Raw genomic sequence first — 17,301 nt, 5'->3', positions numbered from 1 at the left:
CTCCTGCTGGAGCTTTACGAATGGAACGCCTGACACCCCTGAGCCTCTGCGTGGTGCTGTCGCTGTTCATCGCAGCGAACGCCTTCGCCGAGGTCCCGCGCATGCCCACGGCGATCGCGGTACCGCCGTCCGACAAGGCGCCGCTGTCGTCGGCGACACGCCCGGGCACCGAATACAGTGACCTCGATCACTACGGCTACATCGAGCAAGAGTTCTACCTTCAAGGCGTTGCCCCGGCCATCACCGCCGCCGGCAAAACGGTGCTGGAAGCGCCTTACACCACGCGCATTCTGGTGCGCAAACCAGCGGACCCGGCGCGCTTCAATGGCACGGTGGTGATCGAGCCGTTCAGTTGGTTCGGCGAACGTGCCGCGGGCTGGATCCTGACCCGCGACTACCTGCTGCGGCGCGGCTACGCCTATGTCGGGTACACGCTGAATGTGAACAAGCCGCCGGTGGACCCCAAGTTCATCTCCGACACCCCGGCGGCCGAAGCCGAGCAGATCGCCCAGTACGGGCGGATCGTGAACTTCGAGTTCATGCGCCGCTTCGACTATGCCCGCTACGCGCCGCTGGGCACCTACTACGACCCGGCACACTTCACGCGTGGCGCCGCGCCCGATCCGTTTGTGCCGCAGTCCCAGGGCATCGGCGCGCAACTGGCGTTGCTGCTCAAAACCAACGGTGCACAGAGCCCGCTGGAAGGCCTCGACGTGCAGCGCGTCTATGTGAATAGCTGGGCCGTCACCGCGCAAGTCTGGATGGACTATCTCGACCAGGGCCGTCACCAGCAATGGCGCATGCCCGACGACACACCGCTGATCGACGCCTACATGACCGGCCGCATGGCCTACGGAGAAGTGGGCGGCGACGTGATCCGGGTGCCCCGCCAGATGCCCGAGGGCGTGCCGTTCGTGACGGTCTTCAGCCAGTCCGAACTGCTGCACGACGTGATCGAAGGCATCCCCACGCCGCCGGACACCGACTCTCCGCAATTGCGCTACTACGAAGTCACCGGCATGCCCCATCTGCGCCTGGCCGACCTTGGCACCGAGCACACCGAACAGCTCGCTGCCGACGTCGGCAAGGGCGGCGACCCGCGCTGCCGGACGCTGTATGACGAACCGGTTGAATTGGTGGTCTCGGCACTGCTCGATGGCATGGACCAATGGGTGCGCGACGGTAAACCGATGCCCAAAGCGCCTCGGGTGATACGTGACGGCAAGGCGGTCGCCCGTGCGCCCGCTACCGGCAACCTGCAAGGCGGGGTGCGCCCGCCGTGGGTCCAGGTGCCCAGCGCCAGCTACCTTACCGATCAAGAGACCGGCTGCGGGCTGATCTACGACACCAAGGTGCCGTATTCCAAAGAAGTGCTGGGCAAGCGTTATGGAAACTTCAGCCGCTACGCACAGAAATTCGAAGACGCCAAAGCCGTTTCGATCAAGGAAGGGTACTTGCTGCCGGAGGATGCGGCGGGCCTGCATCCGATCGCAACCCCTCAAGATTTCTAACCCACTGCGGAAGAAAAGCCGATGTCATCTTCACTCATCATTGCCTGGATCTACGCGTCACCGTTGAGCACTGCGATCCGCGACATCCTGTGGGTGATCCCCACCGTGCAGAGCATTCATATCATCGCCATCACCGTGCTCTTCGGCTCGGCGCTGATTTCCGATCTACGCCTGGCGGGCGTGTTCGCCGGCGATGAGCCCTTGCGCGGCATCGTACGGCGTTACTACCCGTGGATGCGCAATGCGCTGATCGTCCTGCTGTGTACCGGGCTGGTGATGATCATCGCCGAGCCCGACCGGGTGCTCGTCAACTCCACGTTCTGGCTGAAGATGGTCCTGGTGGTGACAGCGTTCGGCCTGACCTGGCTGCTTCGGCGTCCGCTGCTGCGCCCGGCAGGCCCTGCAGACCAGGACGACGCGTCACGTCCGGTCAAGGCATTTGCGTGGCTGTCGATCGGTCTGTGGTGCGTCGTGATCATCTGCGGTCGCTGGATCGCCTACACGATCTAAGCGTTTTCAACCAAGTTCTCAGGTACTCGCCATGGATATCCAACCCCTGCTGCAAGCTGTCCAGGACACCTCGATCGCGACGTTCATCCGCGAATCAGGCTCGGCTTTTCCGATGCTTGAATCGGTGCACGTTATCGGCATTGCCATCGTCTACGGCACCATCGCCGTGGTGGACTTGCGCCTGCTTGGCGTGACCGCCCACCGGCGCGGCGCGCTGAAGTTGATTCAGGATTTGCTGCCCTACACCTGGGTGGCGTTCGTGACCTGCGTGATCACCGGCCTGCTGATGTTCTGCGCCAATGGCACGACGTATGTGCAGAACACCGCGTTCCTTTTCAAAATGGGCCTGTTGATGCTGGCAGGTATCAACATGGCGGTTTTCCATCTGGGCGCCTTTCGCCGCATTGCCGAATGGGACACCACGCTGCCGCCGCCCCGTCAGGCGCGTGTCGCCGGCTTCAGCTCGTTGTTGCTGTGGGCCGGCGTGGTCTTCCTCGGCCGCTGGATTGCATTTCTCTGATGGCGCGCCCGAGCGCTGCAATCACACAGGTGCGCCCACGCTCCGGCGGGTGGGAGTCGCTGGCCCTGGTGCTGGCGACTCTGGCCGTCATCACCAGCGTGGCAGGCTATGTGCTGCTGCGCCCCGAACGTGTCGGCCCGCCCACCCCGTTGAGCTGGCAGGTGCGCTCCTTCGATGGCCTGGGTGCGGTCGATCAGGCCATTCACAGCGCATTGCTGCCGGCCGGTGAAGAAATCATCTGGGACAACAACGACACCGGCGGCTGGGTCAGCCTGGAGCGTGCCCAGGAATTGTTACTGCCGCCCTTCTACCAGGATGCTTTCTGGAAGGCCAATGGCGAGGTGCACTGGCAGTTGGTTCTGCCCGGCACCCACCTGGTTCACAAGGGCGCTGATGACGATGCCACGGTGGCGGACCCAACCGTCAGCGACGTGTCCAAGGCCACCCTGGGCCAGGGAGCGACGGTCTATTACGGCTCAGCCGGCCACGCGCCGGGCCAGAGCGCCTACCTGCTGATCATCGGGCATGCCCATGCCGGTGTGATGTGGGCCAACCAGGCGACGATCTGGGTCCACCGTGACCCGAACGCGCCCTACCCCGCCATCGTCAAGCCTGAATCCCTGGTCGGCGAGGGGTGGCGGCAAGTCATCCCGTACGACGGCGCCAGCGAAATCGAACGCGTAAAAGGAACCCAGCCATGACTGTTGCCACGAAACACCGCGCCTTGTGGCGCCGTTGCATCGCGCTGTTGGTATTGATACCCGCCATCGCGCTCGCCGCCCCGGCTTTTGCGTCGGCGAAGAAGCTCAGGGTCGGCATCACGCTGCATCCCTACTACAGCTTTGTGGCCAATATCGTCGGCGATCGGGCAGAGGTCATTGCCCTGATCCCGGCAGAGGCCAACCCGCACAATTACCAGCCGCAGCCCGATGACATCACCCGCGCAATGAATATCGATGTGCTGGTGGTCAACGGCATCGGCCACGATGAGTGGGCCTCGCAGATCATCAAGGCCGCCGGCCGTACGGAAAACCTGCCGATTATCCAGGCCAATGCCACGGTGGCGCTGATTCCCATCGGTGGCGACCAGGAAGGCGTGAAGGTGGTCAATCCGCACACGTTCGTCTCCACCACGGCGGCGATACAACAGGTGTTCGAGATCGCGCGCCGGCTCGGTGAACTGGACCCGGACAACGCTACCACGTATCGAAAAAACGCCCTGGCCTATGCCGGCCGTATCCGCGCGCTGCGTGCAGGCTTCATGACACGCTTCGCCGCACTGGACCTGTCTTCGTTCCGCTGCGCGACGACCCATGCCGGCTACGACTACATGATGCAGGAGTTCGGCCTGTTCGTTAGCGCCGTGATCGAGCCGCGCCACGGCGTCGCGCCAACGGCACGCCAACTGGCCAACACCATTGAGGCGATCAAGAAGGCCAACGTCAAAGTGCTGTTCGCCGAGAAGAACTTCTCCCTGGACCTGGCCAAACCCATCGAAGCGGCCACCGGCGTGAAGGTGTTCGCCCTGTCCCATATCACCGGCGATACCTACAGCGCGGACGAGTTCGAGGTGGCGATGCGCGAAAACCTCGAGACCCTGGCGCAAGCCGTTGAGTACACCCAGCAATGAACGCGCTGAGAGAGGAACACGCGATGCGCGGCCCCGCCATTGTGTTCGACAACGTCTCCCTGCGCCTGGGCGGCACGCAGGTACTCGATCAGGTGAACATACGCATCGAAGCCGGCGCGTTGCATTGCCTGGTGGGCCCCAACGGCGGCGGCAAGACCTCACTGGTGCGTGCGCTGCTGGGCCAGATGCCGCACTCGGGCGCGATCCGGCTCGAGGGCCCATTCACCACGCCCCTGGGGTATGTCCCGCAATTGCCGGACTTCGACCGCAACGTGCCGATGACGGTCAACGATCTCATGGCCCTGCTGGGCCAACGCCGCCCCGCCTTCCTGGGCGCGAGCCGCGCGGCCAAGGCCGCCAATGCCCAGGCCTTGGAGCGTACCGGCATGGCGGGGATGGGTAAAAAGCCGTTTGGCAGCCTGTCCGGCGGCCAGCGTCAGCGCGTGCTGCTGGCCCAGGCGATCAGCCCGGCGCCGTGGCTGTTGATCCTCGATGAGCCGACCGCCGGGATCGACGAGGCCGGTGTGCGCCTGGTAGAGGCGCTGGTAGCCGAACTGAACGGCCGTGGGGTGACCATCCTGTGGATCAACCACGACCTCGAACAGGTCAAGCGCATCGCACAATCGGTGACCGTTATCAACCAGCGGGTGCTGTATCACGGCCCCGCCGACCAGATCGACAGCCGACTGGAGGTCATTCGATGAATACCTTTTACGACTTTATCCGAGACCACCTCCAGGCGCTTGCCGCGAGCCACCTGTTGCCGCAACCGTTCGAATACGAGTTCGTGATCAATGCGTTGATGTGCTCGGTGCTGATCGGGCCGTTGCTGGGTGTGCTGGGTTCGATGGTGATGATCAAGCGGATGGCGTTCTTCAGCCAGTCCGTGGGCAATGCGGCGATGACCGGCGTGGCCATCGGCGTGCTGATCGGCGAATCCTACACCTCGCCGTACTTCTCGATGTTCGGCTTCTGCCTGCTTTTTGCCCTGACCCTCAAGTACACGCAGCACCGCACCACCCTGGCCAATGACACGTTGATCGGCGTGTTCCTCTCCATCTCCCTGGCGGTCGGTGCTTCGTTGCTGCTGTTCGTGTCAGCGAAAATCAACACCCATGTGATGGAGGGTGTGCTGTTCGGCTCGATCCTGGCCGTTGACCACACCGACATGAACGTCCTGCTGGGCGTGACAGTGATTTGCACCCTGATCGGGCTGCCGCTGTACAACGGCATGCTGCTCTCCAGCCTCAATCCAAGCCTGGCCCATGCGCGCGGCGTGAAGGTGCGCAGCGTCGAGTACCTGTTCGTGGTGCTGGTCACCCTGGTCACGGTCGCCTGCCTGAAGATCATCGGCGCCGTACTGGTCGAGGCCCTGCTGCTGATACCGGCAGCGGCCGCCCGCAACATCAGCCGCTCTCTGCCGGGCCTGGTCACGTGGGCCGTGGTGATTGCGACCTTTTCCTGCGTGGTCGGAATCCTGGCACCGATGCAGTTCCATATTCCCGTCCCCACGGGCGGCGCCATCGTGATCGTCGCGGCCCTGGTGTTCGTGTTTACCACCATCATTCGCGGCACCGCGCCGCAGTTCAGAGGGGCCAGCGTATGACACGGTTCAACTCATTTGTTCGCCCTTGCCTGGTGCTGCTGGCATTGCTGGTGGGCGTCGCGCCGTCGGCTTTTGCGCAGGTCGACCAGCAACGAGTGCTGGTCGCCCTGCCGGCGGTGTATGCGCTCACCTCGGCCCTCGGCGAAGGTACGCACATCGAGGTCGTACGTGTACCGATGGACGCCGCCACGCCCATGGAAAGCCAGGCCAACGCGCTGTCACGCCTGGACCCAACCGTGTTCCAGAATGCCGTCGCCGTGGTCACCCTGAGCAGCCTGTGGCGCGCCGACCCGCTGTACGCGACGGCCCGTCGGCACAACCTGCGGATCGTCGAAATCGATGCATCGCATTCATGGGACGGCCTCAAGCCCGGCGTGGCCGTCACACGCGTGCCCGCGAACGATGTGCCCTGGGCCGGCGCCCGTAACACCGAAGCGGGCCCCTCGCCTTACGCCTGGTTGAGCCCCATCAATGCCATGCGCATGTCCGCGCTGATTGCCGCCGACCTGGCACGCCTCTCGCCGAGCGACGCATCCCGTATCACGCGCAACCTCGCCGCGCTCGACGGCCGCATACGCCAACTCAAGGCTGACTACGGCGACCGGCTGCTGAAAGTGCCGGACCTGCGCGTGCTGTCGCTGAGCAGCGAGCCGGTGTATCTGCTCGGCGAGTTCGGCGTGTATGTGGACGGTTGGTTCGTGCGCCAGGACATCGACTGGACGGACGCTGACCGCAGCGCCCTGAGCGGCTACCTGCGCGAGCGTGATATCCGCGTGGTGGTCCACAAGTGGGCGCCTGACGCCGGGATTGTAAAGGCCATCGAGGACGGCGGCGCACGCCTGCTGATCCTGGATATCGGCAACCCCGGCCTGCTCGCCAACACCGCCAGCAGCTACGAGGCGCTGATGAGTTCGAATCTGGACGCCTTGCTCGCGGCCTTCGCCGGCGTTCCAGCAGCCACGCCCCAGTGATCACTTTGACCATGGAGACCCAAACCCTATGAAACCGCGAAATCTGACCCACCCGATCCTGCTGGCAAGTGCACTGCTGTTCTGCCAGGCCGCCCTGGCCCATGGCCCCGTGTTTGACTGCTATATCGAACACGATGACACCGTGAAGTGTGAAGCGGGCTTTACCGACGGCAGTTCCGCCGTGGGCAAGAAAATCCATGTCCAGGACACCAGCAACAAGCTGCTGCTCGAAGGCACGGTCGACAAAGACAACACCTACACCTTCAAGGCCCCCACCGGCGCGTACTCCGTTGAGTTCATAGGCGGCGAAAACCACGGCGCCACGATCCAGTCTTCCGACATTACACAGTGAAATCGACCATGCTGATCAAACGACGATTGCTTCAAGCCCTTGCCGCCGCGACCTTCGGTGGCGTGACCTGCGCCGCGCAAGCCCACTTCCAGATGCTCTACCTTGACGAAACGGCGCTGCAACGTGCGGCCGACCTGGAGTTCGCGATCGTGTTCACGCACCCGTTCTCCGGCGGGCCGACGATGAACATGGGCGAGCCCCGCGCGTTCAACCTTGTCGGCGCCCACGGCGGAGAAAAAACCGACCTGCGCCAATACCTGCACCCTGTGCAATGGCAGAGTCGCGATAAACCAGCGGCCTCCTACCGCGCGTCGATTCCACGGGAGCTGGTGCGCTCATTGGGCGACCATATTTTCGTACTCGAACCTGAGCCGTATCTGGAAAACGAGGAAGGCGTCTACATCCAGCAGTTCACCAAACTCATCGTGAACGTGGGCGGCGTCCCCGGCGACTGGTCAGAGCCCCAGGGGCTGGCGGTCGAGATTCAACCCCTCAACAAACCGTATGCAAACTGGACGGGCGGTGTGTTCCGAGGCGTGGTGCTGGCGGACGGCAAACCCGTGCCGTTCGCCGAAATAGAGATCGAATACGTCAACCATTCTGTCGACATCAAGAACAACGCCTTTGGCCAGCAGGACTATGTCAAGGCGCCCCAGGCTTCATTCAAATCCTTGAGTACCTATTCGGACGCCCAGGGTGTCGTGACGATCGGCCTGCCACGGGCCGGCTGGTGGGGGATTGCAGCGCTTAACGTCGGTTCGACCAAAACCTATAAGGGCAAACCGTTGTCTCAGGATGCGGTGTTGTGGGTGCAGGTCAAGGACATGAAATAACCTGCTTCAGTTGCCGCTGACACAGCCAGTGGGAGGGGGCTTGCCCCCGATGACGGCCTCAGAGCCGACCAGGATATTGTGTCGATGTAGCGCCCACTGTAACCACGATGCGAAGCGAGTCGCTCTTGATCTGCTTTTGATCTCAGGCGCCCCGTTAAACCACGCTGGCCGAACGCAGGCTTGAATCCGTGGGCAACCCGGCAGGACGCCGGGTTAGCCGCACTGGGCCAGGATCGACACAACATCCTGGTCGGCTCTGAGGCCGTCATCGGGGGCAAGCCCCCTCCCACATTTGGGCCAGGATCGACGCAAAATCCTGGTCGGCCCTGAGGCCGCCATCGGGGCATAGGTATCTACACAATTCTGTAGCGCTCAACCGTAACCACGATGCGAAGCGAGTCGCTCTTGATCTGGCTTTTGATCTTGATCTAAGGCGCCCCGTTAAACCACGCTGGCCGAACGCAGGCTTGAATCCGTGGGTAACCCGGCAGGACGCCGGGTTAGCCGCCCCGCGCCATGGATGGCGCGTGGCGGCGGCCCACGGATTCAAGCCTGCGTTCGGGCACACCGAGCCTAAGCGAGGTGCCGAGTGGTGGGGCAAGAGCGTTTTGCTTACTTTTGCGCTTTTCAAAAGTGAGCCGCTGTAAAAGCGGAACCATAAGCAGCCGTTACCTAAATAATGGATATGTACTCAGTCTGATCCAAGATACTGGCTGGCCCTGAGGCCCCCATCGGGGGCAAGCCCCCTCCCACATTTGAGCCTGGATCGACACAAAATCCTGGTCGGCTCTGAGGCCGCCATTGGGGGCAAGCCCCCTCCCACATTTTGGGCCAGGAACGCTGTAAATAGATACCTATGCTGACGGGGCCGACGTCGCCAGGCTCTCAAGAAACTCAATGACCAGCCCGTTGAACACCTCGCCTTGATCGTCATGCACATAATGGCTCGCGTCCGCGACTTCGGCGGTGCGCACCTGCGCATTGCAGTCGCGCATCGCCTGCAGCGTCGCCGCCGGCAAAAAGTCCGAGCGCGCGCCGCGGATAAACAGGGTCGGGCAATCCAGGGCGCGCACCGCCGGCCACAAGTCCGTCGGCTCGATGCTCAGGCGTGCTTCGGCGATGCCTTGCTGATCGTGGCGCCAAATGATCGCGCCCTCGCTCTCCTTCATCGAATGCGCCAGGCGTGACGCCAGGCCTTGCTCCGACAAGCCCGGGCGGGACGCCTGCCAGAAAGCGCGGGCGGCTTGCCAGTCGTCGAACCGCAGGGGGGTCTGGTTCATCTCGCGGCGGATGCGCGCCGCACCGTCGCCCTGGCTCGACGACCCGGGGCCGATGTCTTCGATGATCAGCCCCATCAAGCGTCCCGGTGCCTGCCGTGCGTATTCAAGGGCATTGGCGCCGCCCAGCGAATGCCCCAGCAACACAAAGCGCTGCAAGCCGACATGGGCGACGAAGTCCTGCAGGTCCTCGACATAGGATTGCGTGTGATAGCTCGCGGCCGGGCCCCAGTCACTCAGGCCGCGGCCGCGCTGGTCGAGCGCGTAGACACAATAACCGGCACCCAGGGCCTCGACCAGCGACTCCCAGGTCTGTGCATAGGCGCGCAAGCCATGCAACAACACCAGCGGCACGCCGCTCGGGTCGCCCCAACGTAGAAAATGCAAACGCAAGCCGGTGCGATTGATGAAAAAGCGGCTGTCTGGGGACATGGGTTTGCTCCGTAAGTACAGTTAAGATTTTCCTGTAGGAGCGAGCTTGCTCGCGAAAAACGCACAGGCGACGCATGCATCCAGGAAGCACGCGTTATCGTTGACGTTTTTCGCGAGCAAGCTCGCTCCTACAGTGGCATCAGAGGCCTGGGTCGACTTAGAAACGGTCGAAACGATAAGGGCTTGGATCGATGATGGGCGTGTGCCCGCTGACGATATCCGCCGCCAGGTGACCCGCCGCCGGTGAAGTACCAAAGCCGTGCCCGGAAAAACCGGTCGCCACGGTCAGCCCGGGAATCTGTGCGACCGGGCCTATTACCGGGTTGGAATCGGGGGTCACGTCGATAGTGCCTGCCCAGGTCTGGGCGATCCGGGCTTGCTCGAATACCGGCCAGGCCGCCTTGAGGTTATTCATCGCATCATTGTTGAGCCGCGGGTTGGCGGCGGGGTCTTGCATGCGTACACGTTCGAACGGGCTGACACTGTCGGCCGACCAACGCCTGGGCAGCGCCAGGTCGTTGAAAAAATACTTGCCCAGCGACACGTTCAACACGCTGCGCTGCGCACGAAATTGCGGCATGTATTGCTTGGCAAGCAACAGGTGATCGAGGGTCAGAAAAGCGTCCAGCTTGCCTCGCTGAGTAACGATGAAACCGCCATCCTTGTGTTTGCGAAACGAAAAGTCCGGTGCGCCCACGGCAATTTCCGTCGGGCCCTCCATCGGGTGGGTACGCAACACCGAGCAGGTCAAGGCCAGGGTCGGCAATGACACCCCGAGGTTACCCAAGAAGCGCCGCGACCACATACCGCCCGCGAGCAATACCTGGTCGCAGCGGATCTCGCCTTTTTCCGTGACCACGCCACTGACTTTGCCGGCGGACATCTGCAGCGTACGCACCGCACACTGCTCGATGATGACCACGCCCAGGGCCATGGCGGCCTTGGCAATCGCACTGCTGGCCAGCGTCGGTTCCGCACGCGCGTCGGACGGCGTGTAGATGCCGCCGGACCAATTGCCCGCGCCGCCCGGCACCAACTGTTCGATCTCGCGTTTGCTCAGCATCCGAGAATCAAGGGACAGGTGGTCGACCGACTTGAGCCAGCCTTCATGCATGGCCAGCTGCGTGTCGTTGCGGGCGACGAACATGATGCCCTCTTGCCGGTAGCCCACATCCGCGCCCACTCGCTCAGGCATTTGTGCCCACAAGCGGTCTGCGGCCAGGGCCAGCGGGATATCGTGCGCGTGGCGGCTGGTCTTGCGCACCCAGCCCAGGTTGCGTGAGGACTGCTCGCCGGCGATACGGCCTTTTTCCAGCACCACTACCGCAATATTGCGTTCGGCCAGCGTCAGCGCAGCCGTCAGGCCAATGATGCCGCCGCCGATAATGACGACGCTGGTCGCAGTGGGAAACTCGGTGGACGTATTCACGGGCGCAATCGTCGGGGCCATGATCAAGACTCGATAAGCAATAGAGGTCGGCCGCGCACACGCACGGCCGCATAACGGGTTACTGCGACAGGCGAATGACGTCGACTTGCGCCTTGGAAGCGTTGCGATAAGCCGTCACTTCCAGTTCCACCTTGTAGACCGTCGAGCCCAGCGGCGGGCACGTGACGGTGCTGGCCGGGTCGACGCCGCGAAACTTCTCGCCGATCAACGCCATTACCGCCGGCACGTCCTTGGGGTCCTGGATGAACACCCGCGAGCACACCACATCGGCCAGGCTCGCATCGACTGCCTTCAAGGCCGACTCGATGTTGGCGAACACCTGGTGCGTCTGCTCGAGGATATCTTCGGGGATCAGCTTGGTTTGCGGGTTGCGGCCGGCGGTGTTGGACACATAGATCCAGTTGTCCACCACCACCAGGCGCGAATAGCTGGCCTGGTCTTCAAACGGGGAACCGGTCTTGAGCTTGATGATTTTTGTCATGTCGAAGGTCTCGTCAGTTGTAAAGGGAATGGCTCAGCGCAGCTCCGGGGTTTCCCACAGATTCAACTTCACGCCGATGCCTCTTTCGATCGCATTGCGGTACACCACCGTGCCCCAGGCCACGTCTTCGACCGGCATGCCGCCGACCGACATGATGATGATTTCTTCATCGTTGCGGCGGCCCTGGGCATCGCCGGCGATGATCTTGCCGATGTCTTCAAGCTCCTGGAGCTGCATCTTGCCTTCGGCGATCATGTCCATGAACCGCACGCCAATCACCGGCACGTTGTGGTGCGCAGGCTTGGGCAGTTCTTCGAACCAGGCTTCGTAAAGGCCGGTGTTGTCCAGCACCTTGCGCACGTCGGCGCGCTCCATGCCTTCGTCCAGCGAGCAGGCCGCCGGCATCGCCATGAAGCAACCCGGCTTGACCCACTCGCGCTTCACAATTGGGTACTTTGAGGGGTCGCCCGTTTCACCGGAGCTACAATAAGTAACAAGGTCGGAATCACGGACCACGTCTTCGAGGCTGTCGACCACTTTAATCGTGGTGATCTGCGGGTAGGTGTCCTTCACCCAGGCAAGAAAATCATTCAGGCTCTTCTCGCCACGGCCCTTGATCTTCAAGGTATCGATTAACGGGCAAACGGCGATGAATGCGGCGAGCGTGGTCTTGCCCATTACGCCCGGACCGAGCAGGCCGACCACTTTCGAGTCCTTGCGCGCCAGGTGGCGCGCACCCACACCGGGGATCGCACCGGTGCGATAGGCCGACAGCAGGTTGGCGGACATATGCGCCAACGGTGCTCCGGTGTCGGGGTCGTTGAGGGTGAACATCAGGATCGAGCGGGGCAGGCCCTTGTCGCGGTTGGCAATATTGGAGCCGTACCATTTGACGCCTGCGGTGCAGAAACTGCCGCCCAGGTAGGCCGGCATCGCCATCATGCGCCGGTCAGCGGTGGGCTTGGGCATGTTCGGGAACGGCGATTCCTTCGGGAATATCAACATTGCGCCGTGGGAATCGTTGTTCGGGCCAGCCATGCGATAGTCGCCGCTATACAGCAGCGCGAACATCTCTTCCATGGTGTTCACACAGGCGAGCATGTCGGTCACGCCGGCGCGGATCATGTCCTGCTCGGACAAGTAGATGAAGTCTATTTTTGTAGTAATGGACATAATTATTCTCGGACTGAAGGTGATATCACCGCGGTAGGCGCGGCTCCACGCTATCGACCTTGAGTATCAGCGGGCGAACCTGGGCGGTATTGTAAATTTCGGACATCGACATCTATTCCGCGCACAGGAATTGGCGCGATAAATGCGTGAATATTCGCGCATAACGCCATTTAAAGGTCCGGTCATGGTCAACCTGTGTGCGCCGCCGCTGAAGCACCACACTGCATACGAACAACCCTGGTTCGTACTCAATTCATCGCGCTATTCGGTAGTGCCTTCGGATCACCCGGCGATCTCGCATTTTTACGCCTTCGACGTTGCCCACTCGGCCGACCTGCTGGCGGTCCCGGACGGCTGTGTGGACATCGTGTTCGACTGTGACCCCACGCGCCCCAGCGTGAGGATTTGCGGCACGCCGTTGGTGGCGCAGCGCGTGGAGTTGCTGCAGGGTCATCATTATTTTGGCGTGCGCTTTTCGCCGGGGGTGATTCCCGGCTTTATCACCGTATTGGCCGAGGACCTGACCGAACAGGAATGGGACTTGCTGGAGGTGTCTGCGTTTGCTCAGCGCATTTTCGAGAGCATCGTCCAGGCCCCGCAGTTGCAGGAGCAAATGAAGCTGTTCAACGACTATCTGATCCCGCGCCTGATGGGCAGGACCTCGAAGTTGACGGCCATGGTCATTCAACAGGCGCTCGCCCATCGCGGCGACCTGCGCATCCAACAGCTGGAACACCTCAGTGGCTACACCAGCCGCACCATTCATCGTCAGTTCAGCCAGGACACGGGCCTGTCGCCCAAGACCTTCTGCCGGATCATCCGCTGCCAGGCGGCGCTGGAAACCCTCAATACCCAACACGATGTGTCGTTCTCGGAACTGGCCCTGGACCTGGGCTTTTCCGATCAGTCGCACTTCCTGCGCGACTTCAAGAAACTGGTCAGTACCACGCCCTGCGAATACCAACGCAAAATGCTGCGAAACGCCTATAACGACCGCATCTGCTTCGCCTGAATCCCTGTCCCCTGCCCTCGCCGAAAAAAATATTCAGCGCCTCCATCATTTCTCCATAAATCCTACGCTGAACGTGCATGCTGACGAGGCATCATCCTATCCGTTGCTGAACGCCTGCGCGCCGTTGCAGCATTGAGACACCGCCCAGCACATCGACCGAGCACACCATGACTGAATCACTCCTTGCATCGAGCTCCAACCAGGCACTGGTCCTGATCGCCGAAGACGAGCCGGAAATTGCCGACATCCTCTCGGCCTACCTCAAGCGCGCCGGTTTTAAAACCGCGCATGCTCAGGACGGGCGGCGCGCGCTGGAGCTGCATCAGACGCTCAAGCCCGATCTGTTGCTGCTCGATGTGCTGATGCCGAAGCTGGACGGCTGGATGGTGCTGGCCGAAGTCCGTCATCGCGGTAACACGCCCGTGATCATGCTGACGGCCCAGGATCAGGACATGGACAAGCTCATGGGGCTGCGCATAGGCGCCGATGACTACATCGTCAAACCCTTCAACCCGGCGGAAGTCATCGCCAGGGTCCAGGCCGTGCTGCGCCGATGCGCCGACCAGGGGCATGGCGGTGGCCACAGTGTGCTGCGCGTCGACCCCTTCGAGATCGACATCGACAACCATGAGGTGAGCGTGCGCATCGGCACGCGAAAGCAGCCGTTGCAGCTGACGGTGACCGAATTCAGGTTGCTCGCGCAGTTGGCAAAGTCGCCGCGTCGCGTGTTCAGCCGAGCCGAACTGCTGGTGCTCTGCTCCCCCGAGAGCGACAGCCTGGAGCGTACGGTCGACAGCCATATCAGCAAGCTGCGCCGCAAGATCGAAGACCTCGGCCTGCGCGGCGTGCCGACCAGTATCCGTGGCGTCGGCTACCGCTTCGGGAGCCAGGCATGAACGTCGGCAGCGGCATGAGCCGCCAGATTATCTTGTCGATGACCGCCGTGGTGCTCTGCGTCATCGCACTCGCGGTCGTCGGCACCTACGTGTTCTATTCGTTGCTGTGGGCGCTGTCGCCGCCGACGCAGTTGGAGCTGGAGGCGGATGAATGGCTGCCCAGCGGCGTGGAATGGGCCTGGATGGGCTTGATCACCTGCATCAGCCTGGGCGTCGGCGTGGCGGTGGCCGTCAAATTGGCCCGACGCATTCTCATGCCGTTGAACTCGGTGGCGGCCAGTCTGCGCAGCCTGGCTGACGGCGACCTGGATGCACGGGCAGTGGCGCCCGACGTTTCTCCGGGCGAAGCCGCCCGGCTGGTGAATGACTTCAATAGCATGGCGAACCGATTGAAACGCATGGCCGAAGAACAAGCCTTCTGGAACGCCGCGATTGCCCATGAACTGCGCACCCCGCTGACCATCCTGCGTGGCCGTTTGCAGGGGTTGGCCGAGGGCGTATTCGAGCCGGACACCGCGCAGTTCTACAGCCTGCTGAGCCAGGTCGAAGGCTTGACCCGCATGGTCGAAGACTTGCGCGTCGTGGGCATGGGGGATAACGGCTACCTGAAACTTGAAATCCGGCAGGTCGAGTTGTCCGACGCGCTGGAGGCCGAAGCGCGGTTGTTCGAACCCAGCCTGAACGCTGCCGGGTTCGTGCTGCTGCTGGACCTGCGCAAAGGCCCCGTGAACTGCGACCCTGCCCGCATCCGTCAGGCATTGCTGGCGCTGCTGGACAACGTGCGCCGGCATGCCACGCCGGGCAAGGTCAGCGTTCAGCTCGGCAATGACGAACGCGGTCATTTCCTCAGGGTTGCGGATGAGGGGCCGGGGGTCGCCGAACCGTTCGCCGAGCTTATTTTCGATGCATTTCAACGCGGCGACAGTTCGCGTTCCCGTGCCCAGGGCGGCAGCGGCCTTGGCCTCGCCGTGGTGCGTTCGATTGCACTGGCCCATGGCGGCGCCGTGGCCTGTCGAACACTTGTAAATGGCGGCACGTTATTTGAACTCAGTTGGCCAACGGCACCCATTTGACTATCCAATCCTGACAACCGTAGAGCGAGGTTTGCTTTATCAGCACTCACCAAGGTGATGGCATGCGCCTGTGTATTTCCCTATTTAAAAGAGCAACTAAATATCGCCACTTTGCCTTACTGGACATACACGGACGTTGTATCGCTTTCATGAGTTGCGAAGGAGTACCAAGCCCGGGTGACTGGGTGGAAGTCGAAGCAGTCAATCTCGCCTGGCTCAATAAACCGCTGCCTGAACTGGAACGCCAGGCAGCGAATAACCGCACTGTGTAACGCCTGGCTCCCTTGTTTAACGCTCTAGCGTGGATAACTGTTATGCCTACAATGCATTCAGCTCGCAACACTATTACCCTTAAACAACTGGAAGCATCATTGATGCTCTATACGTTCAAACTCAGAAAGTTGCAGCGTTTCTGGATTCCACTGCAGCGGCATGCGCCGTCGTGTGTCCTGGCCCTGTGGCTGGTGGGCGTCTGTGCGTCGTTGCTCACTCAGTCCTATTATCACTGGCTGTTGATGGCGCCGGCCATTTGCATCCTGATCACCCTGGAAATCATTATCGAAGAAGTCCAGACCGATCTGTTGTTGATGACCGATGAAGCGCGTTATCGCCTGGGCATCTCCCGCGACGATCATCAACGCGCAACGCGCGCCACAGGTGCACCATGGCATCCGTAACACCGCCGATTCTGCTCGAAGAAAGTAAAAAGCTGGGGCAGCAATCCGCCAGCCAGACGCTCAAGGCCATCGCCCGGGCCTACCCCGGTAAATTGTTCGGCACCTTGTCGCTTGTCGCACTGGAAAATGCGCTGTTGCTGGCTTACCCGCTGTTCGCCGGGTTTGCCGTGGACTCGATCATTCGCGGCGATGCCGCCAGTGCATTGTGGTATGCCGCCGTGGTCCTCGGCTTCTGGGTAGTCGGCGCGGCCCGGCGGGCGCTGGACACGCGGACCTTTACGCGCATCTACGCCGACCTTGCGGTGCCGGTGATTCTCAACCAGCGCCTGCAACGCCACAGCACCTCCAAAGCGGCGGCGCGGGTCGTGCTGGCACGGGACTTCGTCGACTTTTTTGAAAAGCACGTGCCGACAATCGCCACCGCGCTGGTGTCAATCGTCGGGGCGGCGGGCATGCTGCTGGTGATCGAGCCCTGGGTCGGCCTGGCCTGTCTGCTGGCGCTGCTGCTGTGCGTCACGCTCATGCCGGGTTTTGCGCGACGCAACCAACGCTTGCACGAACGCCTGAACAATCGACTGGAGAAGGAAATCGGCCTGGTGGAAACGGTCGGTGCGCACACCTTGCACCGCCACTATCAGGTGCTGTCGCGGCTGCGCATCTGGCTGTCGGATCGTGAAGCCGTGGCTTTCCTGTCCATCGGCATTCTGGCGGCGCTGCTGTTCGTGGTCGCGATCACTCAACTGGCCTTGGCGCCGGCGGTGAAAGCCGGGCATATCTATGCGGTGATGACCTACCTGTGGACCTTCGTCAGTTGCCTGGATGAAGCCCCCTCGATGATCGACCAACTGGCGCGGCTCAAGGATATCGGCAAGCGCGTGGACCCAGGCCTGGCGTGAT

20 protein-coding genes are annotated in these 17,301 nt (G+C 62.1%); 16 read left to right on the top strand and 4 right to left on the bottom strand.

Features of this window, described 5'->3' with window-relative positions:
- Positions 1–20: 20 nt before the first annotated feature.
- The 10 genes from BFP89_RS11595 to BFP89_RS11550 are packed head-to-tail and all read left to right on the top strand — an operon-like array spanning position 21 to position 7,933.
- Complete coding sequence (locus tag BFP89_RS11595; protein WP_083208047.1) at positions 21–1,511, top strand: alpha/beta hydrolase domain-containing protein; 1,491 nt, start codon at positions 21–23, stop codon at positions 1,509–1,511.
- 21 nt (positions 1,512–1,532) lie between these two features.
- The gene (locus BFP89_RS11590) at positions 1,533–2,021 is read left to right on the top strand and encodes a DUF6644 family protein (protein WP_065885645.1); all 489 of its coding nucleotides are present in this window, start codon (positions 1,533–1,535) and stop codon (positions 2,019–2,021) included.
- Positions 2,022–2,052: 31 nt separating this feature from the next.
- Positions 2,053–2,541 carry a DUF6644 family protein gene (locus tag BFP89_RS11585; protein ID WP_065885644.1) on the top strand — a complete coding sequence of 163 codons (489 nt, stop codon included), beginning with the start codon at positions 2,053–2,055 and terminating at the stop codon, positions 2,539–2,541.
- A complete protein-coding gene (locus BFP89_RS11580) occupies positions 2,541–3,242 on the top strand; it encodes a DUF6162 family protein (protein WP_065885643.1) in 702 nt (233 codons plus the stop codon). The genes BFP89_RS11585 and BFP89_RS11580 overlap by 1 nt, the downstream gene beginning before the upstream one ends.
- Complete coding sequence (locus BFP89_RS11575) at positions 3,239–4,171, top strand: metal ABC transporter solute-binding protein, Zn/Mn family (protein ID WP_065885642.1); 933 nt, start codon at positions 3,239–3,241, stop codon at positions 4,169–4,171. The genes BFP89_RS11580 and BFP89_RS11575 overlap by 4 nt, the downstream gene beginning before the upstream one ends.
- A 23-nt stretch (positions 4,172–4,194) precedes the next feature.
- Positions 4,195–4,875 carry a metal ABC transporter ATP-binding protein gene (locus BFP89_RS11570; protein WP_237140353.1) on the top strand — a complete coding sequence of 227 codons (681 nt, stop codon included), beginning with the start codon at positions 4,195–4,197 and terminating at the stop codon, positions 4,873–4,875.
- Complete coding sequence (locus tag BFP89_RS11565; protein WP_065885640.1) at positions 4,872–5,777, top strand: metal ABC transporter permease; 906 nt, start codon at positions 4,872–4,874, stop codon at positions 5,775–5,777. The genes BFP89_RS11570 and BFP89_RS11565 overlap by 4 nt, the downstream gene beginning before the upstream one ends.
- Positions 5,774–6,748, top strand: coding sequence for a metal ABC transporter solute-binding protein, Zn/Mn family (locus BFP89_RS11560; RefSeq protein WP_256097345.1), 975 nt, complete (start codon positions 5,774–5,776; stop codon positions 6,746–6,748). Before BFP89_RS11565 ends, BFP89_RS11560 begins: the two co-directional genes overlap by 4 nt.
- 28 nt (positions 6,749–6,776) lie before the next feature.
- Complete coding sequence (locus tag BFP89_RS11555; protein ID WP_065885639.1) at positions 6,777–7,100, top strand: hypothetical protein; 324 nt, start codon at positions 6,777–6,779, stop codon at positions 7,098–7,100.
- An 8-nt stretch (positions 7,101–7,108) separates the two neighbouring features.
- Entirely contained in the window at positions 7,109–7,933 is an 825-nt protein-coding gene (locus BFP89_RS11550) for a DUF4198 domain-containing protein (protein ID WP_065885638.1), read from the top strand.
- 854 nt (positions 7,934–8,787) lie between these two features.
- Here BFP89_RS11550 and BFP89_RS11545 read toward each other — a convergent pair.
- The 4 genes from BFP89_RS11545 to BFP89_RS11530 all read right to left on the bottom strand — a co-directional run bounded on the left by BFP89_RS11545 (position 8,788) and on the right by BFP89_RS11530 (position 12,746).
- Entirely contained in the window at positions 8,788–9,642 is an 855-nt protein-coding gene (locus BFP89_RS11545; RefSeq protein WP_065885637.1) for an alpha/beta fold hydrolase, read from the bottom strand.
- A 157-nt stretch (positions 9,643–9,799) separates the two neighbouring features.
- Positions 9,800–11,092 carry an NAD(P)/FAD-dependent oxidoreductase gene (locus BFP89_RS11540; RefSeq protein WP_065885636.1) on the bottom strand — a complete coding sequence of 431 codons (1,293 nt, stop codon included), beginning with the start codon at positions 11,090–11,092 and terminating at the stop codon, positions 9,800–9,802.
- Between the two features lie 58 nt (positions 11,093–11,150).
- On the bottom strand, positions 11,151–11,573 hold the full coding sequence (locus BFP89_RS11535; RefSeq protein ID WP_065885635.1) for a RidA family protein: 423 nt from the start codon (positions 11,571–11,573) through the stop codon (positions 11,151–11,153).
- Between the two features lie 33 nt (positions 11,574–11,606).
- Complete coding sequence (locus tag BFP89_RS11530) at positions 11,607–12,746, bottom strand: tyramine oxidase subunit B (protein ID WP_065885634.1); 1,140 nt, start codon at positions 12,744–12,746, stop codon at positions 11,607–11,609.
- A gap of 184 nt (positions 12,747–12,930) precedes the next feature.
- Here BFP89_RS11530 and BFP89_RS11525 point away from each other — a divergent pair, with 184 nt between their 5' ends.
- The 6 genes from BFP89_RS11525 to BFP89_RS11505 all read left to right on the top strand — a co-directional run bounded on the left by BFP89_RS11525 (position 12,931) and on the right by BFP89_RS11505 (position 17,300).
- Positions 12,931–13,758 (top strand): AraC family transcriptional regulator, encoded by an 828-nt coding sequence (locus BFP89_RS11525; protein ID WP_065885689.1) that lies wholly within the window; start codon positions 12,931–12,933, stop codon positions 13,756–13,758.
- Between the two features lie 167 nt (positions 13,759–13,925).
- Positions 13,926–14,654 (top strand): response regulator, encoded by a 729-nt coding sequence (locus BFP89_RS11520; RefSeq protein ID WP_065885633.1) that lies wholly within the window; start codon positions 13,926–13,928, stop codon positions 14,652–14,654.
- Positions 14,651–15,727 carry an ATP-binding protein gene (locus BFP89_RS11515; protein ID WP_065885632.1) on the top strand — a complete coding sequence of 359 codons (1,077 nt, stop codon included), beginning with the start codon at positions 14,651–14,653 and terminating at the stop codon, positions 15,725–15,727. Before BFP89_RS11520 ends, BFP89_RS11515 begins: the two co-directional genes overlap by 4 nt.
- A gap of 62 nt (positions 15,728–15,789) precedes the next feature.
- Complete coding sequence (locus tag BFP89_RS27395; protein ID WP_083208045.1) at positions 15,790–15,999, top strand: hypothetical protein; 210 nt, start codon at positions 15,790–15,792, stop codon at positions 15,997–15,999.
- 102 nt (positions 16,000–16,101) lie between these two features.
- Positions 16,102–16,404: a hypothetical protein gene (locus BFP89_RS11510; RefSeq protein ID WP_256097344.1), complete on the top strand. Its 303-nt coding sequence runs from the start codon at positions 16,102–16,104 to the stop codon at positions 16,402–16,404.
- Entirely contained in the window at positions 16,392–17,300 is a 909-nt protein-coding gene (locus BFP89_RS11505) for an ABC transporter six-transmembrane domain-containing protein (RefSeq protein WP_065885630.1), read from the top strand. Before BFP89_RS11510 ends, BFP89_RS11505 begins: the two co-directional genes overlap by 13 nt.
- Position 17,301: the final 1 nt, after the last annotated feature.

It is taken from the genome of Pseudomonas sp. 31 R 17 (assembly GCF_900004915.1).
In the GTDB taxonomy this organism is placed as follows: Bacteria; Pseudomonadota; Gammaproteobacteria; order Pseudomonadales; family Pseudomonadaceae; genus Aquipseudomonas; species Aquipseudomonas orientalis_A.
Note: the sequence above shows the minus strand (reverse complement) of the source record. Positions and strands in the feature narration are given on the sequence as shown.